At 68.7% G+C, this 16,942-nt stretch carries 16 protein-coding genes; 3 read left to right on the top strand and 13 right to left on the bottom strand.

Annotation, left to right across the window (positions count from 1 at the left end; all coding sequences use genetic code 11):
* Position 1: 1 nt before the first annotated feature.
* The 4 genes from EV675_RS12655 to EV675_RS12640 all read right to left on the bottom strand — a co-directional run bounded on the left by EV675_RS12655 (position 2) and on the right by EV675_RS12640 (position 3,987).
* On the bottom strand, positions 2-625 hold the full coding sequence (locus EV675_RS12655; protein WP_130357570.1) for a TRAP transporter small permease subunit: 624 nt from the start codon (positions 623-625) through the stop codon (positions 2-4).
* Positions 626-734: 109 nt separating this feature from the next.
* Positions 735-1,823, bottom strand: a complete 1,089-nt coding sequence (locus EV675_RS12650; protein WP_130357569.1) for a TRAP transporter substrate-binding protein — start codon at positions 1,821-1,823, stop codon at positions 735-737.
* 189 nt (positions 1,824-2,012) lie between these two features.
* A complete protein-coding gene (locus EV675_RS12645; protein WP_130357568.1) occupies positions 2,013-2,987 on the bottom strand; it encodes a Bug family tripartite tricarboxylate transporter substrate binding protein in 975 nt (324 codons plus the stop codon).
* Positions 2,988-3,072: 85 nt separating this feature from the next.
* Positions 3,073-3,987, bottom strand: a complete 915-nt coding sequence (locus EV675_RS12640) for a ferritin-like domain-containing protein (RefSeq protein ID WP_165404570.1) — start codon at positions 3,985-3,987, stop codon at positions 3,073-3,075.
* Between the two features lie 173 nt (positions 3,988-4,160).
* Here EV675_RS12640 and EV675_RS12635 point away from each other — a divergent pair, with 173 nt between their 5' ends.
* The 3 genes from EV675_RS12635 to EV675_RS12625 are packed head-to-tail and all read left to right on the top strand — an operon-like array spanning position 4,161 to position 6,216.
* Positions 4,161-4,541: a RidA family protein gene (locus EV675_RS12635; protein WP_130357566.1), complete on the top strand. Its 381-nt coding sequence runs from the start codon at positions 4,161-4,163 to the stop codon at positions 4,539-4,541.
* A 35-nt stretch (positions 4,542-4,576) separates the two neighbouring features.
* A complete protein-coding gene (locus EV675_RS12630) occupies positions 4,577-5,284 on the top strand; it encodes a TetR/AcrR family transcriptional regulator (protein WP_165404569.1) in 708 nt (235 codons plus the stop codon).
* Entirely contained in the window at positions 5,281-6,216 is a 936-nt protein-coding gene (locus EV675_RS12625; protein ID WP_130357564.1) for an alpha/beta hydrolase, read from the top strand. Before EV675_RS12630 ends, EV675_RS12625 begins: the two co-directional genes overlap by 4 nt.
* Here EV675_RS12625 and EV675_RS12620 read toward each other — a convergent pair.
* The 9 genes from EV675_RS12620 to EV675_RS12580 form a co-directional block, all read right to left on the bottom strand.
* Positions 6,101-7,522, bottom strand: a complete 1,422-nt coding sequence (locus EV675_RS12620; RefSeq protein ID WP_130357563.1) for an MATE family efflux transporter — start codon at positions 7,520-7,522, stop codon at positions 6,101-6,103. The two genes, EV675_RS12625 and EV675_RS12620, sit on opposite strands and share 116 nt — an antisense overlap.
* Positions 7,523-7,535: 13 nt before the next feature.
* Positions 7,536-8,834 (bottom strand): MFS transporter, encoded by a 1,299-nt coding sequence (locus EV675_RS12615; RefSeq protein WP_130357562.1) that lies wholly within the window; start codon positions 8,832-8,834, stop codon positions 7,536-7,538.
* Positions 8,835-8,846: 12 nt separating this feature from the next.
* Positions 8,847-9,452, bottom strand: a complete 606-nt coding sequence (locus tag EV675_RS12610; protein WP_130357561.1) for a TetR/AcrR family transcriptional regulator — start codon at positions 9,450-9,452, stop codon at positions 8,847-8,849.
* A 72-nt stretch (positions 9,453-9,524) separates the two neighbouring features.
* Complete coding sequence (locus EV675_RS12605; RefSeq protein WP_130357560.1) at positions 9,525-12,665, bottom strand: efflux RND transporter permease subunit; 3,141 nt, start codon at positions 12,663-12,665, stop codon at positions 9,525-9,527.
* A gap of 23 nt (positions 12,666-12,688) precedes the next feature.
* Positions 12,689-13,882, bottom strand: coding sequence for an efflux RND transporter periplasmic adaptor subunit (locus EV675_RS12600; protein ID WP_130357559.1), 1,194 nt, complete (start codon positions 13,880-13,882; stop codon positions 12,689-12,691).
* Positions 13,883-13,893: 11 nt separating this feature from the next.
* The gene (locus EV675_RS12595; protein WP_130357558.1) at positions 13,894-15,147 is read right to left on the bottom strand and encodes a TolC family protein; all 1,254 of its coding nucleotides are present in this window, start codon (positions 15,145-15,147) and stop codon (positions 13,894-13,896) included.
* A gap of 75 nt (positions 15,148-15,222) precedes the next feature.
* Positions 15,223-15,567 carry a cation efflux protein, CzcI family gene (gene czcI / locus EV675_RS12590; RefSeq protein ID WP_130357557.1) on the bottom strand — a complete coding sequence of 115 codons (345 nt, stop codon included), beginning with the start codon at positions 15,565-15,567 and terminating at the stop codon, positions 15,223-15,225.
* A gap of 54 nt (positions 15,568-15,621) precedes the next feature.
* Positions 15,622-16,050: a hypothetical protein gene (locus EV675_RS12585; RefSeq protein ID WP_130357556.1), complete on the bottom strand. Its 429-nt coding sequence runs from the start codon at positions 16,048-16,050 to the stop codon at positions 15,622-15,624.
* Positions 16,051-16,098: 48 nt separating this feature from the next.
* Positions 16,099-16,941 (bottom strand): amidohydrolase family protein, encoded by an 843-nt coding sequence (locus EV675_RS12580; RefSeq protein ID WP_130357555.1) that lies wholly within the window; start codon positions 16,939-16,941, stop codon positions 16,099-16,101.
* Position 16,942 lies beyond the last annotated feature (1 nt).

Genomic DNA, 16,942 nt, shown 5'->3' with positions numbered 1-16,942 from the left:
ATCAGCGGCCTCCCTGCGTGCTGCCATGGGCGGCGGCCTCGCGGGCCTGCGCCTCGCGGGCGATTTCCTCGGCCAGCTCTTCCTCGGCGGTCTTGCCCCGGTCCCGCTCGCGCGGATCGGGCCCCTTGCCCATCAGGAAGGCCACGCACTTGATCAGGTGCGACAGGCCCGCCAGCACCAGCAGGAAGAAGCCGACCGGAATCAGCAGCTTGACGGGCCAGCGCACCAGCCCGCCCGGATTGGAGGACTGCTCGTCGGTGACGAATGAATCGACGAACACGGGCCAGGACAGCCACATGATCAGCACGCACGCCGGCATCAGGAACAGCACGACCCCCAGGATCTCTATCCAGATCTGGGTACGCTGCGGCAGCTTCTGCGCGACGATGTCCACGCGCACGTGTTCGTTCTTCAACAAGGTGTAGCCCGCGGCCAGCAGGAAGATGGCGCCGAACAGGTACCACTGCAGTTCCAGCCAGGCGTTCGAGCTGGTGTGGAATACCTTGCGCACGACGGCGTTGCCCGCGCTGACGAGCACCACCACCAGGGTCAACCAGGTGACGGCCTTGCCGACGAACTGGTTCAGCGCGTCGACCAGGCGGGAGAAGGCGAGAAGAGCATTCATGGTTGTGGACCGATGCTGAATGAAAAACGCCTGGCGCGAGGCCAGGCGGACGAGTCCTGTTTCCGGTGCGTGGCGGGGAACCTGGTAGGTAGCGCCACGCTGCTTCCCTTTATTTGCGGATGGTGGACATGTAGCCGTCGAAGTTGCCCTCGGCCACCCGGAACCATGGCAACACGTTGCCGCGGAAGGCGACCATGCTGTCATAGACCTTCTTGAACTCGGGGCTCTTGGCGCTCATCTCGGCATACACCTTGTTGGCCTCGGCGTAGCAGGCGTCCATGACCGATTTCGGGAAGGCCCGCAACTGCGCGCCCTGCGAGATCAGCCGGCGCAGCGCCGCCGGGTTCTCGGCGTCGTACTTGGCGATCATGTCGTTGGTGGCCGCCGCGCACGCCTGGTCCAGCACGGCCTGGTATTGCTTGGGCAGCTTGTTGTAGGCGTCCTGGTTGACGTACAGCGACACCTGCAGCGTGCCTTCCCACCAGCCCGGGTAGTAGTAGTTCTTGGCGACCTTGTGGAACCCCAGCTTCTCGTCGTCGTAGGGGCCGATCCATTCGGCCGCGTCGATGGTGCCCTTCTCCAGCGCCGGATAGATGTCGCCGCCGGCGATCTGCTGCGGCACCACGCCCAGGCGCGACAGCACGGCACCGGCGAAGGCGCTGACGCGGAACTTCAGCCCCTTCAGGTCCTCGACCGACTTGATCTCCTTGCGGAACCAGCCGCCCATCTGGGTGCCGGTATAACCGCAGGGGAAGTTGACGACGTTGTATTTCTTGAAGACCTCGCGCAGCAGTTTCAGGCCGTCGCCATGGCGCATCCAGGCGTTCATCTGGCGCGTATTGAGCCCGAACGGCACCGCCGCGTCGAAGCTGAGCGTGGGATCCTTGCCGTAGTAATAGTAGGAGGCGCTATGGCCGCATTCGATGGTGCCGTTCTGCACGCTGTCGAGCACCTGCAGCGCGGGCACGATTTCCCCGGCCGGAAAGGCGCGGATCGTGAACTTCCCGCCCGTGGCCTCGGACACGTACTTGGCCACGGCTTCGCCGCCGCTGTAGATGGCGTCGGCGCTGCGCGGAAAACTCGAGGCAAGGCGCCAGGTCACGGTGGGCGCGTCCTGGGCGAATACTGGGGCTGCCAACGTCACGCCGCCAGCGGCGGCGCCCACGGTTGCCTTGGTCAGAAAGGAACGGCGGTGCATGTGCGGGTCTCCCGGGTGGTTGTAACCCACGGGCGGCACCGGTCCCGTCAAAGGTGTCACGAGACTGCAACCGATGCAAAACAAGTGCCACCCATAGGTAGGGTAAATACATGATAGCGGGAGGCTCGAGCGCTGCGTTCCTAAGGGAAACCCTGATTCCCTGAAAAGGGAATGGACATGCAGCGGCGTTCAGTCCGCGCCTATCCTGGCCTCCCGGACCACCCGCTTCCACTTCGCCAGTTCGGATCGCAGCAGCGCTCCCAACTGCTCCGGCGTACTGGGCTCGGCCAGGGCTCCCAGCGACGCGAACTGCTGCTGGACCTCCGGCAGCCGCAGGATGGCGTCGATCTCGTCGTGCAGGCGCGCGACGATGGCCGGCGGCATGCCCGCGGGGCCGAACACGCCGGTCCAGACGTCGACCTCGCCCTCGGGCAGTCCCAGCTCGCGCAGGGTGGGAACGTCGGGCAGCAAGGAACTGCGCCGCGCGCTGGTGATGGCGAGCGGGCGCACCTTGCCCAGCCTGGCCTGCGGAGCCGAAGTCAGCACCAGGTCGAACATGGCGTCGACGTGGCCGCCCAGCAGGTCGTTCAGGGCCGGCGCGCTGCTCTTGTACGGGACGTGCAGCAGCGGAATGCGCGCGGCGGTCTTGAGCAGTTCCCCCGCCAGGTGATTGGACGTGCCCGCCCCGGCCGACGCATAGGTGATGGGCTGGGCGCGCGACTTCGCCAGCGCCAGGAACTGCGAGAAATCCGCTGCCGGCAGCGAAGGATGGACCACCAGCACCAGGGGCAGCGAGTTCACCAGCGAGATGGGCGTGAAGTCCTTGACCGGATCGAAGTCCACCCGGTTGATGAGCGGGTTCATGACCTGGGAGCTGACGCCGCCATACAGGATGGTGTAGCCGTCGGGCGCGGCCATTGCGGCGTGCTTGACGCCGATCGCGGTGCTGGCCCCCGGCCGGTTCTCCACGATCACGGGTTGGCCCAGCCGCTGGCCGAGCTTCTGGGCCAGCGCCCGCGTCAGCACGTCGGCGGTGCCGCCCGGCGCGAACGGCACGATGAAGCGGATCGGCCGGTCGGGATAGGGCTGCGCCCGTGCGCCGGGCAAGGCCATACAGGTGATCGAGATCCCGATTGCCGCTTGCATGCATAGGGTGCGTATCATGGTCGTATCCTCAAGAGCCGGTGGACAGCGCGCGAGACGTCGGCATCGACGGCCGGCCGCCGCCCGCGGGCGCGGCCGGCACGGTTCACAACGTATATTCGGGCAGGTCTATGCCCAGTTGGGCCGCCTTGCTCCGGATCTCGGCCAGCGTCGACACGAAGGCCTCGTGCTCGATGTCGGGAGGCGCCGCCCCCAGGCCGGCCTTGGCCACGACAAGGTCGAGCCGGGCGAACAGGTCCTGCTCCTCGTTGACGTTGGACGACGAGTGGAACCCGCCCAGCTCGATATTCTCGATCACATCGATCATGGCCGCCCTGACGTTCTCGCGCACCTCGTCCGAGACCTGCGGCAGGCGATACGCCAGGTACTCCCAGCCCATGCCGATGTGGCGGACCTCGTCGGCCAGGATGCGGCCCAGGACCGCCCGCGCGACGGGATCGGTGGTGTGGTGGTAGCGGACGCGGAAGATCTCGACCGCGAAATATTCGCTGACGCAATGCCAGCACGCCAGCACGGCCTCGGGGGTGTAGTCCGGATTCATGCCGCGTTCGCGCAGGCCCGCCACCAGCCGCTTGCGCGGCGCCCCTTCCGGCGGCTCGGCCAGGTAGCCGCCCAGCTTTTCGGCCATCATGTACGAGGCCTCGATGTGCTTGGCCTCGTCCATGAACTTGGTCGCCAGGGCCAGCTTGATCATGCCGGGCCGGTCGCCCTCGAAGGCGAACCGCAGCAGCACGGTGGGCGATTCGGCCAGGCCGGTGTACTCGCTCCAGGCGCGCCGGCTCCAGAACACCCGGGCGGCGTACAGTTCTTCCTCGGTGTACTTGCCCAGGTCCAGCTGGCTCCAGGGGATGTCCGTGACCGGATCCCAGTTCGATCCCTTGGCGACGGTCCAGATGCGCTCGACGCGGGGCAGCATCTCGCCCAGGTTCAGCGGAAACCGCTGCTCGCGGATTCCGGGAAAGCCGGTGACGGGAATGAAAGACGACGGCTGTGCGGACATCTTGGCTCCTTGTGATTCCGTTTTTCCATAACTAACCAACTGATTAGTTAGTAGTCTAGAAATCATCAGGAAGTCATGTCAAGAAGATTCTTCGAGCCATGGTCTTTGACATGTCCGACACGCCATGCCTAGAATTAACCAACCAGATAGTTATTTAAAACAGGGAGACCAGCATGATCACCAAGACCCCTCTGGGCCCCTCGGGCCGCCCCTACTCCCAGGCGCTGGACGTGGCCGGCGGCAAGCGCATGATTTTCGTGTCGGGCCAACTGGCGCGGGCCGACCCGGAACACGCCCATCATCCCGGCGACCTTGGCCGGCAGGCCCGCGAGATCTTCGCCAACATGGATGCGCTGCTGCGCGAGGCGGGCGGCTCGCTGGCCGACGTGGTCAAGATCACGGCCTTCCTGACGACGCTGGACGGCTACGCGGATTATTCCGCCATCCGCCGCGAAGTCTTCGCCGACCCCCTGCCCGCCAGTTCCACGGTGCAGGTCTCGTCCCTGGTCACGCCCGGATGCCTGATCGAGATCGAGGCCGTCGCGATACTATGAACGCCGTTGGCCGCCCCCTTCGCAAAGAATCCTCCATGGCATCACGCACTCCGTCACCCCGCCAGAAGGCCGCCCCCGCCCCGCGCAAGGCCGTGCGCGACAGCGTCGCCACCCGCAGCGCGATACTCGACTCGGCCGAGAAGATCTTCGCCCGCGACGGGCTGCGCAGCACCCGCACCGAGGAAATCGCCGCGGGCAGCGGCGTCACCAAGGCGATGATCCATTACTACTTCGACACCAAGGAAGCCCTGTACCAGGCGGTGCTCGACCGCGTGTTCCAGGACCGCGAACAGGGCATGGACTTCAATTCCCTGCGCAGGCTTCCGCCGGTCGACGCGCTGCAGGCCTTCGTCGAAAGGCTGCTGCAGCAGATGGTCGCCAAGCCCCACCTGGGCCCGCTGTTCGCGCTGGAGAACATCCAGAACGATGGGGCGTTCTACAGCCGCAACGGCGGCAAGCTGTACCGGACGCTGGCCGACATCCTCGAGCGCGGCGTGGCGGACGGCTCGTTCCGGCAGCAGGACCCGGGCCATGCGGCGGTCAACATCATGGGCGCCTGCGTGCACTTCTTCAACGTGTCCTCGAACATCCGCACCCTGTGGCCCAAGGACAAGGCCGACTCCACCGCGTCGATGATCAACCATTGGCGCGCCGTGGTGGAATTCGTCATGTGCGCGGTGCTGGCCCCGCCCCCGGGTCCGCGCCCCAGGACGCCGCGCCAGCCGCGGCTGGCCGCGCTATGAACGCGGCCCAGGTGGACGCGCTGCTGGCGCGCATCGGCCCGATCTGGGGCGACGATATCCGGACTCACCGGGACCAGGTGCTGGATGCCTACGCCCCCTTGCTGGACGCGACGGCGGCCGCCCCCGGCCCGGCCTGCACGCGCGGCCTCTCCTACGGCCCCGACCCGCGCCACGTCCTGGACATCTACCGAAGCCCGGAGTCGAACGGCCCCCTGCCCGTCGTGGTGTTCATGCATGGCGGCGCCTACGTGCGGGGGGACAAGGACATCGCCCCGCGCGTCTATGCGAACGTACCCACCTGGTTCGCCCGCCAAGGCTACCTGGGTGTCAACCTGGAGTACCGGCTCGCACCGGGCGCGCCCTACCCCGGCGGCGCCGACGATCTCGGACGCGCGCTGGCATGGCTGCGGGCGAACGTCGGCGCATACGGCGGCGACCCCGGCAGGATGTTCGCGATCGGACACAGCGCGGGCGGCACCCACGTCGCCCACCATGTCCTGGACCCGCAACTGCCCTATCGGGGCGAGGGGCTGCGGGCGGCGGCCATCCTGTCCGGCCGGCTGCGCGCCGATGCGCTGCCGGCCAATCCCAACGCCGCCGGAGTGCGGGCGTACTTCGGCAACGACCAGAGCCGGTACGAGGCGCTGTCCCCGGTCAGCATGGCGGCGCCGGACGCCATTCCGCTTTTCGTGGCGATCGCCGAATACGAGAATCCGCTGCTGGACGTCTACGGCGCGGAATTCTTCCACCGCCTGCGGGCCTGCGGGCACCGGGCGAACCAGTTCCTCATGCTGCCTCGCCACAACCACATGTCCATCATGGCCCACTTCGACACGGGCGAGGACTTTCTGGGGCACCAGCTTTGCAGCTTCTTCGCGCGATACGGCGCCGTCCGCCAAACCATGCGCCACGCGCAATGGCGCCCGCATTGATGGCGCCATAGACCACCAGCGCCAGCGCCTGGGCCGCGAAGACTCCCGCCAGCCCCATCCCTGCCGCGATCGCGGCCATCCCGCCGATCGCGCTCAGGGCCAGGCGCACGACGCTGCCTGTCACCGGCCACAGCAGCCGCCCCGCGCCCTGCGATGCGAAGTAGAGCGCCAGTCCCGCGCCGAAAAATCCATAGACGGGCCCCACGATGCGCAGATAGAGCGATCCGGTGGCCAGCATGTCGGGCTCGGCGCCGAACATCGACAGCCAGGCATGAGGGAAAGATGCCGCCGCCAGGCCTATGGCCTCAGCCACGACGAAGGCGCATCCCGCGCCGACCCAGGCGATGCGCAGCGCCCGGTCGTGCCGGCCCGCCCCCATCGCCGCGCCCACCATGGCGACCATCGGACCGCCCAGGCCGAATACCAGGGGCACGAGCAGGTATTCCAGGCGAGAGCCGGTACCGTAGCCCGCGATGGCGGCCGGGCCGAAATGGCCGGTCAGCGCGGTGGCGATGCTGATGGCGATGTTGATCGCCACCGTGGAAACCGCTGCGACCAGTCCCACGCGGAGGATGTCGCGGAAAAACGGCCAGCGCAGCGCCCAGCCCTTCCAGGACAGGCGGACGATGCCGCGGCCCGAACAAAGAAAGGCCAGCAGCGCGACGCTGCCCGCGGCATAGTAGACCAACAGCGCAATGGCTCCGCCGGCCACGCCCAGGCCCGGCACCGGTCCCCAGCCGAAGATGAGCAGGGGCGACAACGGCACCAGCATCGCCGTCCCCGCGCAGGTGACCGCCGCTGGCAGGCTCATGTTGCCAGTGCCGCGCACGACCGACGCCAGCGAATTGAACAGCCACACCAGCGCCGAGCCGCCGAAGATCCAGCGCGAATACTCCAGCGCCGCCTCGAGCGAACCGCCCGAGCCGCCCATGCTCCCGTACAGCCAGCGGCCGCCAGCCAGCCCGGCCACCGTGAAGAACAGGCTGAAGAGCAATCCCACCACGATCGCGTGGTGGACCAGCGCATCGGCATCCTCGCGCCGGCCGCCTCCCAGCGCCCGGGCGATCGACGAGGAAATACCGCCCCCCACCGCGCCGCCGGACAGCATCTGCATCAGCATGACGGTCGGGAACACCAGGGCCACGCCGGCCAGCGCGTCGGTGCCGAGCTTGCCGACGAAATAGGTCTCGATGATGCCCGCGCTGGCCTGGGCAGCCAGTACCAGCGTGTTGGGCACCGCCAGCCGCAGCAGCGTGGGAACGATGGGGGCCTCGATGAGGCGGCGCGTACGCGGATCGATGGACATGCGGCCGGCTCCGTCAGGTGGACCGCGCAGCGGCGGGCGCGGGCATGGGCGCCCGCCGGCGAATCAGGAAAACGATCAGCGCGGCCACCACGCACGCCGCGCCCGCGGCATACAGGGCCGGCGTATAGGTCAGCATCTGCGTGCGGACCAATCCCGCGCCGTACGCCGCGATCGCGCCGCCGATCTGGTGGCCGGCGAATACCCAGCCGAACACCATGCCCGCCTTCTCCTTGCCGAACTCGGCCGCCGCCAGCTTGACCGTGGGCGGCACGGTGGCGATCCAGTCCAGCCCGTAGAACATCGCGAACAGCGACAGGCCGTACAGCGTGAACTCCGAGTGCGGCAGCCAGAACAGCGACAGGCCGCGCAGGCCGTAGTACCAGAACAGCAGCTTGCGATTGTCGTAGCGGTCGGACAGCCAGCCCGAGAGTATGGTGCCGACGAAATCGAACGCGCCCATCATCGCCAGCACCGAGGCGGCCGGCAGCGCGGCCAGCCCGAAGTCTCCGCACAGCGAGATGAAATGCGTCTGGATCAGGCCGTTGGTGCTCAGGCCGCAGACGAAGAAGGTGCCGAACAAGACCCAGAACGTCCGGTTGCCGGAGACGCCGCGCAGCACCTGGAGCGGCGCCAGGAACGACGGGCGGGGCATGGCGGGCGCGGCCACCGGGGCGTGCGGATCCGCGCCATAGGGCACGAGGCCGAGGTCCTGCGGACGGTCGCGCACCAGCAGGAACGCCAGCACCGCCACGGCCAGGCAGCATGCGACCACGGGCGCCACCGCCATGCGCCAGCCCACATGTTCGATCAGCCACGCCGCGGCCGGCAGGAACACCAATTGCCCCGTGGCCGCGCTGGCCGTCAGCAGGCCCAGCACCAGCCCGCGCCTCTGGTCGAACCAGCGCGTGGCGACCACCGCGCCCAGCACCACGGCCGTCAGTCCGGTGCCGAACCCCAGCAGCAGCCCCCACAAGGCCACCAGGTGCCAGACCTCGGACATGCGCGTGGCCAGCAGCAGTCCTGAGGCCACCAGAACCATGGCCGTGCACATGATGCGGCGCAGGCCGTAGCGTTCCATCAGGATGGCGGAGAACGGCCCCATCAGTCCGAACAGCGCGAAGCGCAGCGCCAGCGCCGACGAGATCTGGTCGACGTTCCAGCCGAATTCGCGCGACAGCGGCTGCAGGAAGGCGCCGGGCAGGCCCAGCGCCGCCGAAGACGACAACATGGTCAGGAAGGCCAGCGCCACCATGACCCAGGAAAAATGGATGCCTCGCCGGGCCAGCCAGCGCGATACGGGATGGGCGAACACGGTGCGGTCCTGTCAGGGCGTGAAAGGGGAATCGTCTTCGGGCAGCAGGTGCCGGCGGGCCGCGCCCAGGATCTGGTCGGAAATGGGATCGGCCGCCGTGGCGCGCGCCATCAGCAGCGCGCCCACCATCAGGGACAGCTCGACCAATGCCCGCTCGCGGTCCGCGGCCACGTCGCCGCTGTCGCGCAGCGCGGCCAGCGAGGCAACCAGCCCATGGATGCCGTCGACGTAGCTCTGGTGCACCGGCTTGCCGGCGGGTTCCCGCGCCACGTCCACCGCCAGCGAGGCCGCCGGGCAACTGCCGCCGGCGTTGTCGCGCGCCTTCGGCGACAGATAGGCCTCGACGATGAAACGCAGCGCGGCGGCGGCGTCGGCCGCGCAGGCGGTCCGCTCCCGCCAGCGCTCCAGCGACGTGGCGAAGGCCTTGGCGCAGGCGGCGGCGGCCAGCGCGTCCTTGGATTCGAAGTGTCCGTAGAAGCCTCCGTGGGTCAGTCCGGCCGCCGCCATGAGGTCGGCCACGCTGACCCCCTTGATCCCCTGTTCCCGGATCAGGCGCGCCGAGGCTTCCTCGATGGCGGCGCGGTTCTTCTCGGCCTGCTGTCGCGATACGCGGGGCATGTCGCCCTCCTGTGCATGGAGGGCGAATAATAAATGATGCCTATAATTTATTCAATAGATGTCATGCATCATTTATTTTTCCTGCCCACGCGCCTGCCGGCGGTAGGCCAGCCGGTAAAGCGTGGGCAGGACCAGCAGAGTCAGGGCGGTGGACGAGATGATGCCGCCTATGACCACCGTCGCGAGCGGCCGCTGCACCTCCGCCCCGGTCCCGGTCGCCAGCGCCATGGGCACGAAGCCCAGCGATGCGACCAGCGCGGTCATGAGCACCGGCCGCAGGCGCGTGGCGGCCCCCAGGCGGACCGCCTCGTCCAGCGGACGGCCTTCCGCCCTGAGCGAGCGGATGAAGGACAGCATCACCAGGCCGTTCAGCACCGCCACCCCGGAGAGCGCGATGAAGCCGACGGCCGCGGAAATGGACAGCGGGATGCCACGCAGCCACAGCGCCAGCATGCCGCCGGTCAGCGCGAAGGGGATGCCGGTGAACACGATCAAGCCGTCGCGCAGGTTGCCGAACATGGCGAACAGCAGCGCGAAGACCAGCAGCAGCGAGATCGGCACGACCCATTGCAGCCGCTCGGTGGCGGACTGCAGTTGTTCGAAGGTGCCGCCCCAGGCCGTCCAGTAGCCGGGCGGAATACGCACCGACGCCTCGATGCTGTCCTGGGCGTCGGACACGAACGAGCCCAGGTCGCGGCCGCGCACGTTGGCGCTGACCACGATGCGGCGTTTGCCGTCTTCGCGGCTGATCTGGTTGGGACCGGGCGCCAGTTCGAAGCGGGCCAGCTCGGCCAGCGGCACGAAAGCCACGCGCGCCTGGCCCTCGCCTCGGGGCAACGCCACCGGCAGGCGCTTGAGGGCCTCGATGTCGCCCCGCACGTCGTCGGGCAGCCGCACCAGGATGTCGAACCGCCGGTCGCCCTGGAAGAAGATGCCCGCCTCGCGCCCCCCCACCGCCGTGGCGATGGTTTCCTGCACCTCGGCCAGGCTCACGCCATAGCGCGCGGCCTTCTGCCGGTCGACCTCGATGGTCAGCATGGGCAGGCCGGCGGTCTGTTCGGCCTTGACCGAGTCGGCCCCCGGCAGGCGCGCCATGACCGCCACGACCTCGGCCGCCGTGCGTTCCAGCTGCGCCATGTCGTCGCCGAAAATCTTCACGGCGACGTCGCTGCGCACGCCCGAGATCAGCTCGTTGAAGCGCATCTGGATGGGCTGCGTGAACTCGTAGTTGTTGCCGGGCACGCCTTCCACCACCTTCCGGATGGCGGCCACCACGTCGTCGTGGGAGCGGCGCGGCTGCGGCCAGGCATCCAGCGGCTTGAGCATGACGTAGGTGTCGGCGATGTTGGGCGGCATGGGATCGGAGGCGATCTCGGCCGTCCCGATCTTGGCGAACACCCGTTCCACCTCGGGCACCTTGGCGACCTGCCGCTCCAGCTCCTCCTGCATCGCGATGGCCTGGGTCAGGCTGGTGCCGGGAATCCGCAGCACCTGCACCGCCAGGTCGCCCTCGTCCAGGCTGGGGATGAACTCCGCCCCCAGCCGCGTCGCCACGGCCAGCGCCAGGGCCACGGCCACCGCGCCGAAGGTCAGCACCACCGGCGTGTTGGCCAGCGAACGGCTCAGCAGCGGCTCGTACAGCCGGCGCGCGCCGGCCATCAGGCGGTTCTCCTTTTCCTGCACGCGGCCGTTCAGCAGCAGCGCCACCGCGGCCGGCACGAAGGTGATCGACAGGATCATGGCGCCCAGCAGCGCCAGCACCACCGTGATCGCCATGGGATGGAACATCTTCCCTTCCACGCCCGTCAGGGCGAAGATCGGCAGGTAGACGATCATGATGATGAGCTGGCCGAAGATCAGCGGCCGCCGCGCTTCCTTCGACGCCTCGAACACCTCGGCAAAACGCTCGGCGCGCGTCAGCGTCCGGCCCGCCGCGGCCTGGGCATGGGCGATCCGCCGCACGCAGTTCTCGACGATGACCACGGCGCCGTCGACGATGATGCCGAAGTCCAGTGCCCCCAGACTCATCAGGTTGGCGCTGACCTTGTAGGACACCATGCCCGTGAAAGTGAACAGCATGGACAGGGGGATGACCATGGCCGTGATGAGAGCCGCCCGGATGTTGCCCAGGAACAGGAACAGCACGACGATGACGAGGATCGCGCCTTCCAGCAGGTTTTTCCTGACCGTGGCGATGGCCTTGTCGACCAGCGTGGTGCGGTCATACACCGTCACGGTCTTCACGCCCGGCGGCAGGGTCTTGTTGATGGCCGCCAGCCGCTCGTCCACGGCCCGCGACACCGCGCGGCTGTTCTCGCCTATCAGCATGAACACGGTGCCCAGCACCACTTCCCTGCCGTTCTCTGTGGCGGCGCCGGTGCGCAGTTCGCGGCCCATCTGCACGTCGGCGATATCGCGCACGCGTATGGGCTGGCCCTGGGCCTGGCTGACGATCACCTCGCGGATGTCCTCCAGCGATCCGACCTGCCCGGGCGCGCGCACCAGATACTGCTCGCCGCCCCGCTCGATGTAGCCGGCCCCGACGTTGACGTTGTTGCGGTCCAGCGCGGTCACCACGTCCGCCAGCGTCAGGCCGTGGGCCGCCATGCGCTCCAGATTGGGCGCGACGAGATATTCCTTCGCGTAGCCCCCTATGGTGTTGACGTCGGTCACGCCCGGCACCGTCCGCAGTTGCGGGCGGACGACCCAGTCCTGGATCTCGCGCAGGTCGGCCAGGGTGTAGGAGCCGCCGTCCGGCTTGCGCGCGCCCGGTTCGGCCTCGACCGTCCACATGTAGATCTCCCCCAGTCCGGTCGAGATCGGTCCCAGCGTGGGCGTGACGCCGGCCGGCAGGGACTCGCGCGCCTCCTGGATGCGCTGGTTGACCAGTTGGCGGGCGAAGTGGATGTCGGTGCCGTCGCGGAAGATGACCGTTACCTGCGACAGGCCGTAGCGCGACAGCGACCGCGTCTGCGCGAGGCCGGGCAGCCCCGCCATGGTGGTCTCGACGGGATAGGTGATGCGCTGTTCGGTCTCCAGCGGCGAATAGCCCGGCGCGGAAGTGTTGATCTGCACCTGGACGTTGGTGATGTCGGGCACCGCGTCGATCGACAGGCGGGTGAAGTTGTAGAAGCCCAGCGCGGCCACGCCGAATACCGCCAGCATGACCAGCCATCGTTGCTCGATGGCGAACCGGATGATCCGTTCGAACATGAGAGTCTTCCTGTCTGGCGGGTCTAGTGGGTGTGCTCGGCGCTGGCCTTGCCCAGCTCGGCCTTGAGCGTGAAGGTATTGGTCTCGGCATAGCGCGCGCCGGGGGCCAGGCCCTCCAGCACCTCCACCCGCAGGCCGTCACGGCGGCCGGTCTTCACCGGCTGCGCCTTGAAGCCGCCGGGCACGACGGTGAACACCACGCTGTCATCGCCCACGGTCTGGATGGCATCGGCCGGTACGGCCAGGGCCACGGGCTCTTCCCCGCGCAGCACCTTGACGGTAATGAAGAGCCCCGGGCGCCAGGCCATGCCGGGATTGGCCAGCGTGACGCGGGCGGTGGCGGTGCGGGTCTGCGCACCCAGCAGCGGGCCGACGTAGGACACCGCCCCCTCGGCCGTCTCGTTCAGGGCGGACGAGGAAATGCTGACCTTCTCGCCGACGCGCACGGCCGAGAGATCCTGCGGGGCGACGATGAACTCGGCCCACACCGTGCCCAGGTCGGCGATGGTGAACACGGCCGTGGTATCGCCCACCGCCTCGCCCATGGCCATGTGCTTCTCGACCACCGTGCCATCGAACGGCGCGCGCAGCTCATACTGGTTCAGCGCGGGGGCCGGACCCGCCGCGCCCACGGCCTGGAGCTTCTGCGCGGCGTTCCGCACCGCGATCCTGGCTTCTTCGCGCGCGGTGCGCGCCTGCAGATAGTCCTGCTCGGCGGACACACGCTCTTCCCACAGCTTCTTTTCCCGCACGAAGGTTTCCTCGGCCAGGTCCTCGCGCTTGCGCGCGGCCAGCAGTTCGCTGCGCAGGTCCGACAGCGAGGTGCTGGCGATCACGGCCAGCACCTGGCCCTTGCGCACCTGCTGGCCCAGGTCCGCCGACACGCGCTCGACGATGCCGGCCAGCCGGGGCACGACGTGGGCCGTGCGATCCTCGTTGAAACGTATCTCGCCCGGAAATTCGCGGGTCGGCCGCAGCACTCCCGGACCGGCCTCGGCCGTGCGGATGCCGGCCGCCTGGACCTGGGCCTCGCTCAGCTTCACCACGCCTTCATCGGCATGTTCGTCGGCGGGCGCGCCGGCCGACGCCTCGCCGCCATGGCCGTGGCCGTCGCCCTCGCCGTGCGGCGCGGGCCAGAACAGCACGCCGGCCACCGCCAGCGCGCCCGCGATCACGATGGCCGCCATCGCGGCCTTTTGTTTGTTCGTCGTCGACATGAAGGATTCCTTCAACGGCCCAGCACGCGGTCGATCGCGATGGCGGCCTGGTAGGTGTCGGCCAGCACGGCCAGATAACGGATGCGGGCCTGGAACAGCGTGCGCTGCGCATCCAGGACGTCGAGGAAGCCGGACTTGCCGGCCTCGAACCCGCGGGTGGCGGCTTCATAGGCTTCGCGCGCGCCGGGCAGCACCGCGCCGCGCAGCGTGTCGGCATTCTTGCGCGCCAGCTCCAGTTGCGCGGATGCCTGCCGCAGCTCGTGGGCCAGCCTGACCTGCATGGCGCGATGCACGTCGCGCGCCTGATCGGCCCGCACCGTGGCCTCGTACAGATTGCCCTGGTTGCGGTCGAACAGCGGCAGCGGAATCGACACGCCCAGCAGGGTCTGGTTGCGGCCCAGTTCGTTGTTGCGCTGCGTGCCCGCCGTCAGGCGCACGTCCGGATAGCGCTTGCTGCGCTCGACGCCGACCACGGCATCGCGGCGCTCGATCTCCAGCCGGTGCGCCGCCAGTTCGGGCGCCTGCTCCAGCTCCCGCAGCAGCGCATCGACCGGCGCGCGCGCAGGCAGTACGTCCAGGCTGCCCACGGCTTGGCCGAAACGCGGATCGGGCTCGCCCCACAACGACCCCAGCGCCCGCCTTGCCTCCTGCATGCGCGCCTGCGCCGTCTCGACCTCGAGGTCGGCATTGGCCCGCTCGACGCGGGCCCGGGTCTCTTCCAGCGGCGGGACCTTGCCGGCGGCCACCCGTCTGGAGGCGATGTCCGCCGCCCGGGCCGCCACCTGCGCCGACCCATTGGCCAGCGCCACCCCTTCCTGCGCGATCAGCAGATCGAAAAAGGCGGCCACCGTGGCCGCGCGCAACTCCGCCCGGGCCCGCGTGAATTCGGCCACCGCGACGGTCTGCGCCCGCTCGGCCGCCAGGATGCGCGCCGAACGCTTGCCGCCAAGCTCGATGGGTATGCCCAGTTCCACGCTGGTGGTGCGCGAATCGCGCCGCGTGTCTTCCACGGCGAAGGCGATGTCGGGATTGGGCAGGACCCGCGCCTGCACGACGCCGCCCTGCAAGGCTTCGGCCTCCTTGGCGGCGGCCGCCAGCGCCGGGTTGCCCGCGGCGGCCATGGCCAGCGCGGACTCCAGGGTCAGCGGACCGCCGGCGGCGGGCACCTGGTCAAGAATGGGAACGGGATCGGGCCGCGGCTGGGCCGCGGCCATGGGGCTGGACAAGACGGCCGCCAGCCCGAGCGGCCATAGAAGTCTGCGCATCGAATTGCACCTGGAAAACGGTTCCGTGAATTCGGCGAGACGAAGGTAGCGGGTGGAACGGCTGCGTCTCGCCGGCTAGGCGAGCGCGCGCCACTGGGGGCGTTCGGGCAGCGAGACGGGCGCCGCCGCCAGGAAGGCGGGCGGCGTGGGGGGGTGGGCGTGGGCGATGCCGGCCTTGGGCAGGTCCGGCGTGCCGGCCAGCACGGCCTGCAGCGCGATCATGTGGCAGACCACGCAATCGGGGTGCACGGACTTCTTGGCATCGCCCTTGTCGCCGGTGTCCTGGTGGACGTGTTCATGGTGGCCGAAGTGGACCTGGGCCACGGTGCCGGTCTCGTGCTGGCAATAGGCCGCCGCCGCTGCCCAGGTGAACTGGAACGGCAGGAAGGCAAGCAGCAGCAGGATGAACAGGCGGCGCATTCCGGCATTGTAGCCGCTCGCGCCCTTGCATGCCTGCGGCGGCTGGTCGCAGCCCTAACGCAACAGCCCGCTGCCGCTGTTGCGCGAGCCGGAGCGATCTCCCGCGCCCGAGGACTCCGTTCCCGTCGACGGATCGCGCCCGCCGGAGCCGGAACCCGTGGCCCCCCGGTTGGGCGGCTGGTTCTGCGCGCCGCCCTGGGTCGTGCTGCCCGGATAGCCTGCACCGTCGGTGCCCTGCCCCTGCTTGCCGGGGGAAGAACCGCTGCCCTGGGCATTGCCCGACGAGCCGGACGGCCCGCTGTTCGTGCTGCCCCGGGTCGGGCTGTCGGAACTGGAACCGCCAGACGCATTGCTGCCGCCGCTCTGGCTGTTGCCGCTCTTCTGGCCGGTGCTGGTTCCCGACCCGCCCTGGGCCAAGGCCGGCGGCGCCGCCAGGACCATGCCGAGGCTGAGCAGGATGCTTGCCGTAATGGAACGCTTCATGTCTATCTCCTGAAACGCCCTCTTCCAGCAGAAAGCATGCCCGCCGGCCTACAGTCCCAGCACGCGCGCCGCGTTGCCATGCATGACCTTCTCCATCACGGCGTCGCTGTAGTCCAGCTCCTGCCATTCCTTCAGGATGCGCGCGTACGGCAGGCTGGGATAGTCGCTGCCGAACATGATCTTGTCCTGCAGGCGGCCGCGGATGTCGACCTTGAGATTGCCCGGGAAATGCCTGGGCGCCCAGCCCGACATCTCCCAATAGACGTTGCCCTTGTGCAGGGCCACCGCGGTGGTCTCGTCCACCCAGGGCCAGCCGGGGTGCGCCATGATGATCTTCAGCTTGGGAAAATCGGCCGCCAGGTCATCGATGGCGGCCGGATGGGCATGGCGTATGCGCGCCCCCATTCCGCCCGGCAGGCCGGCCCCCATGCCGGTGGTGCCGACGTCTATCATCACGGCCGCGCCCAGCGAGGCGATTTCCTCGAACAGCGGGTAGTAGCGCGTATCGTTGACCGCGAAGTGCTGCATGATGGGATGGAAATGAAAACCCATGAAGCCCAGCTCGCGCACCGCCCTGCGGGCCTGGCGTATCGCGATCTCGCCCTTGGCGGGCTCCAGCGCCCCCCAGCACTGGATGATGCGGTCGGGATGGCGTTTCCACATCCCGTGCACGTATTCGTTGGTGCACGGCGGCGTGGCCACGGTGGTCTCCAGGTCCAGCGCGACCAGGCAGGCGTCCACCCCGGCGGCGGCGAACTCGGCCACGACCTCGTCCTCGGGCTTGCCGACCCAGTTCCGCTTCCAGTAGGTGGCCAGGGCCTCGACGTAGGGTCCCTGGGCGTCGATCCAGGTCTGCGTGCCCGGATAGCAGTGCAAATCGATGATGCGCATG

This window comes from Pigmentiphaga kullae, from assembly GCF_004216695.1.
Classification (GTDB): domain Bacteria; phylum Pseudomonadota; class Gammaproteobacteria; order Burkholderiales; family Burkholderiaceae_B; genus Pigmentiphaga; species Pigmentiphaga kullae.
This window is presented reverse-complemented; position numbering and strand designations above follow the sequence as displayed.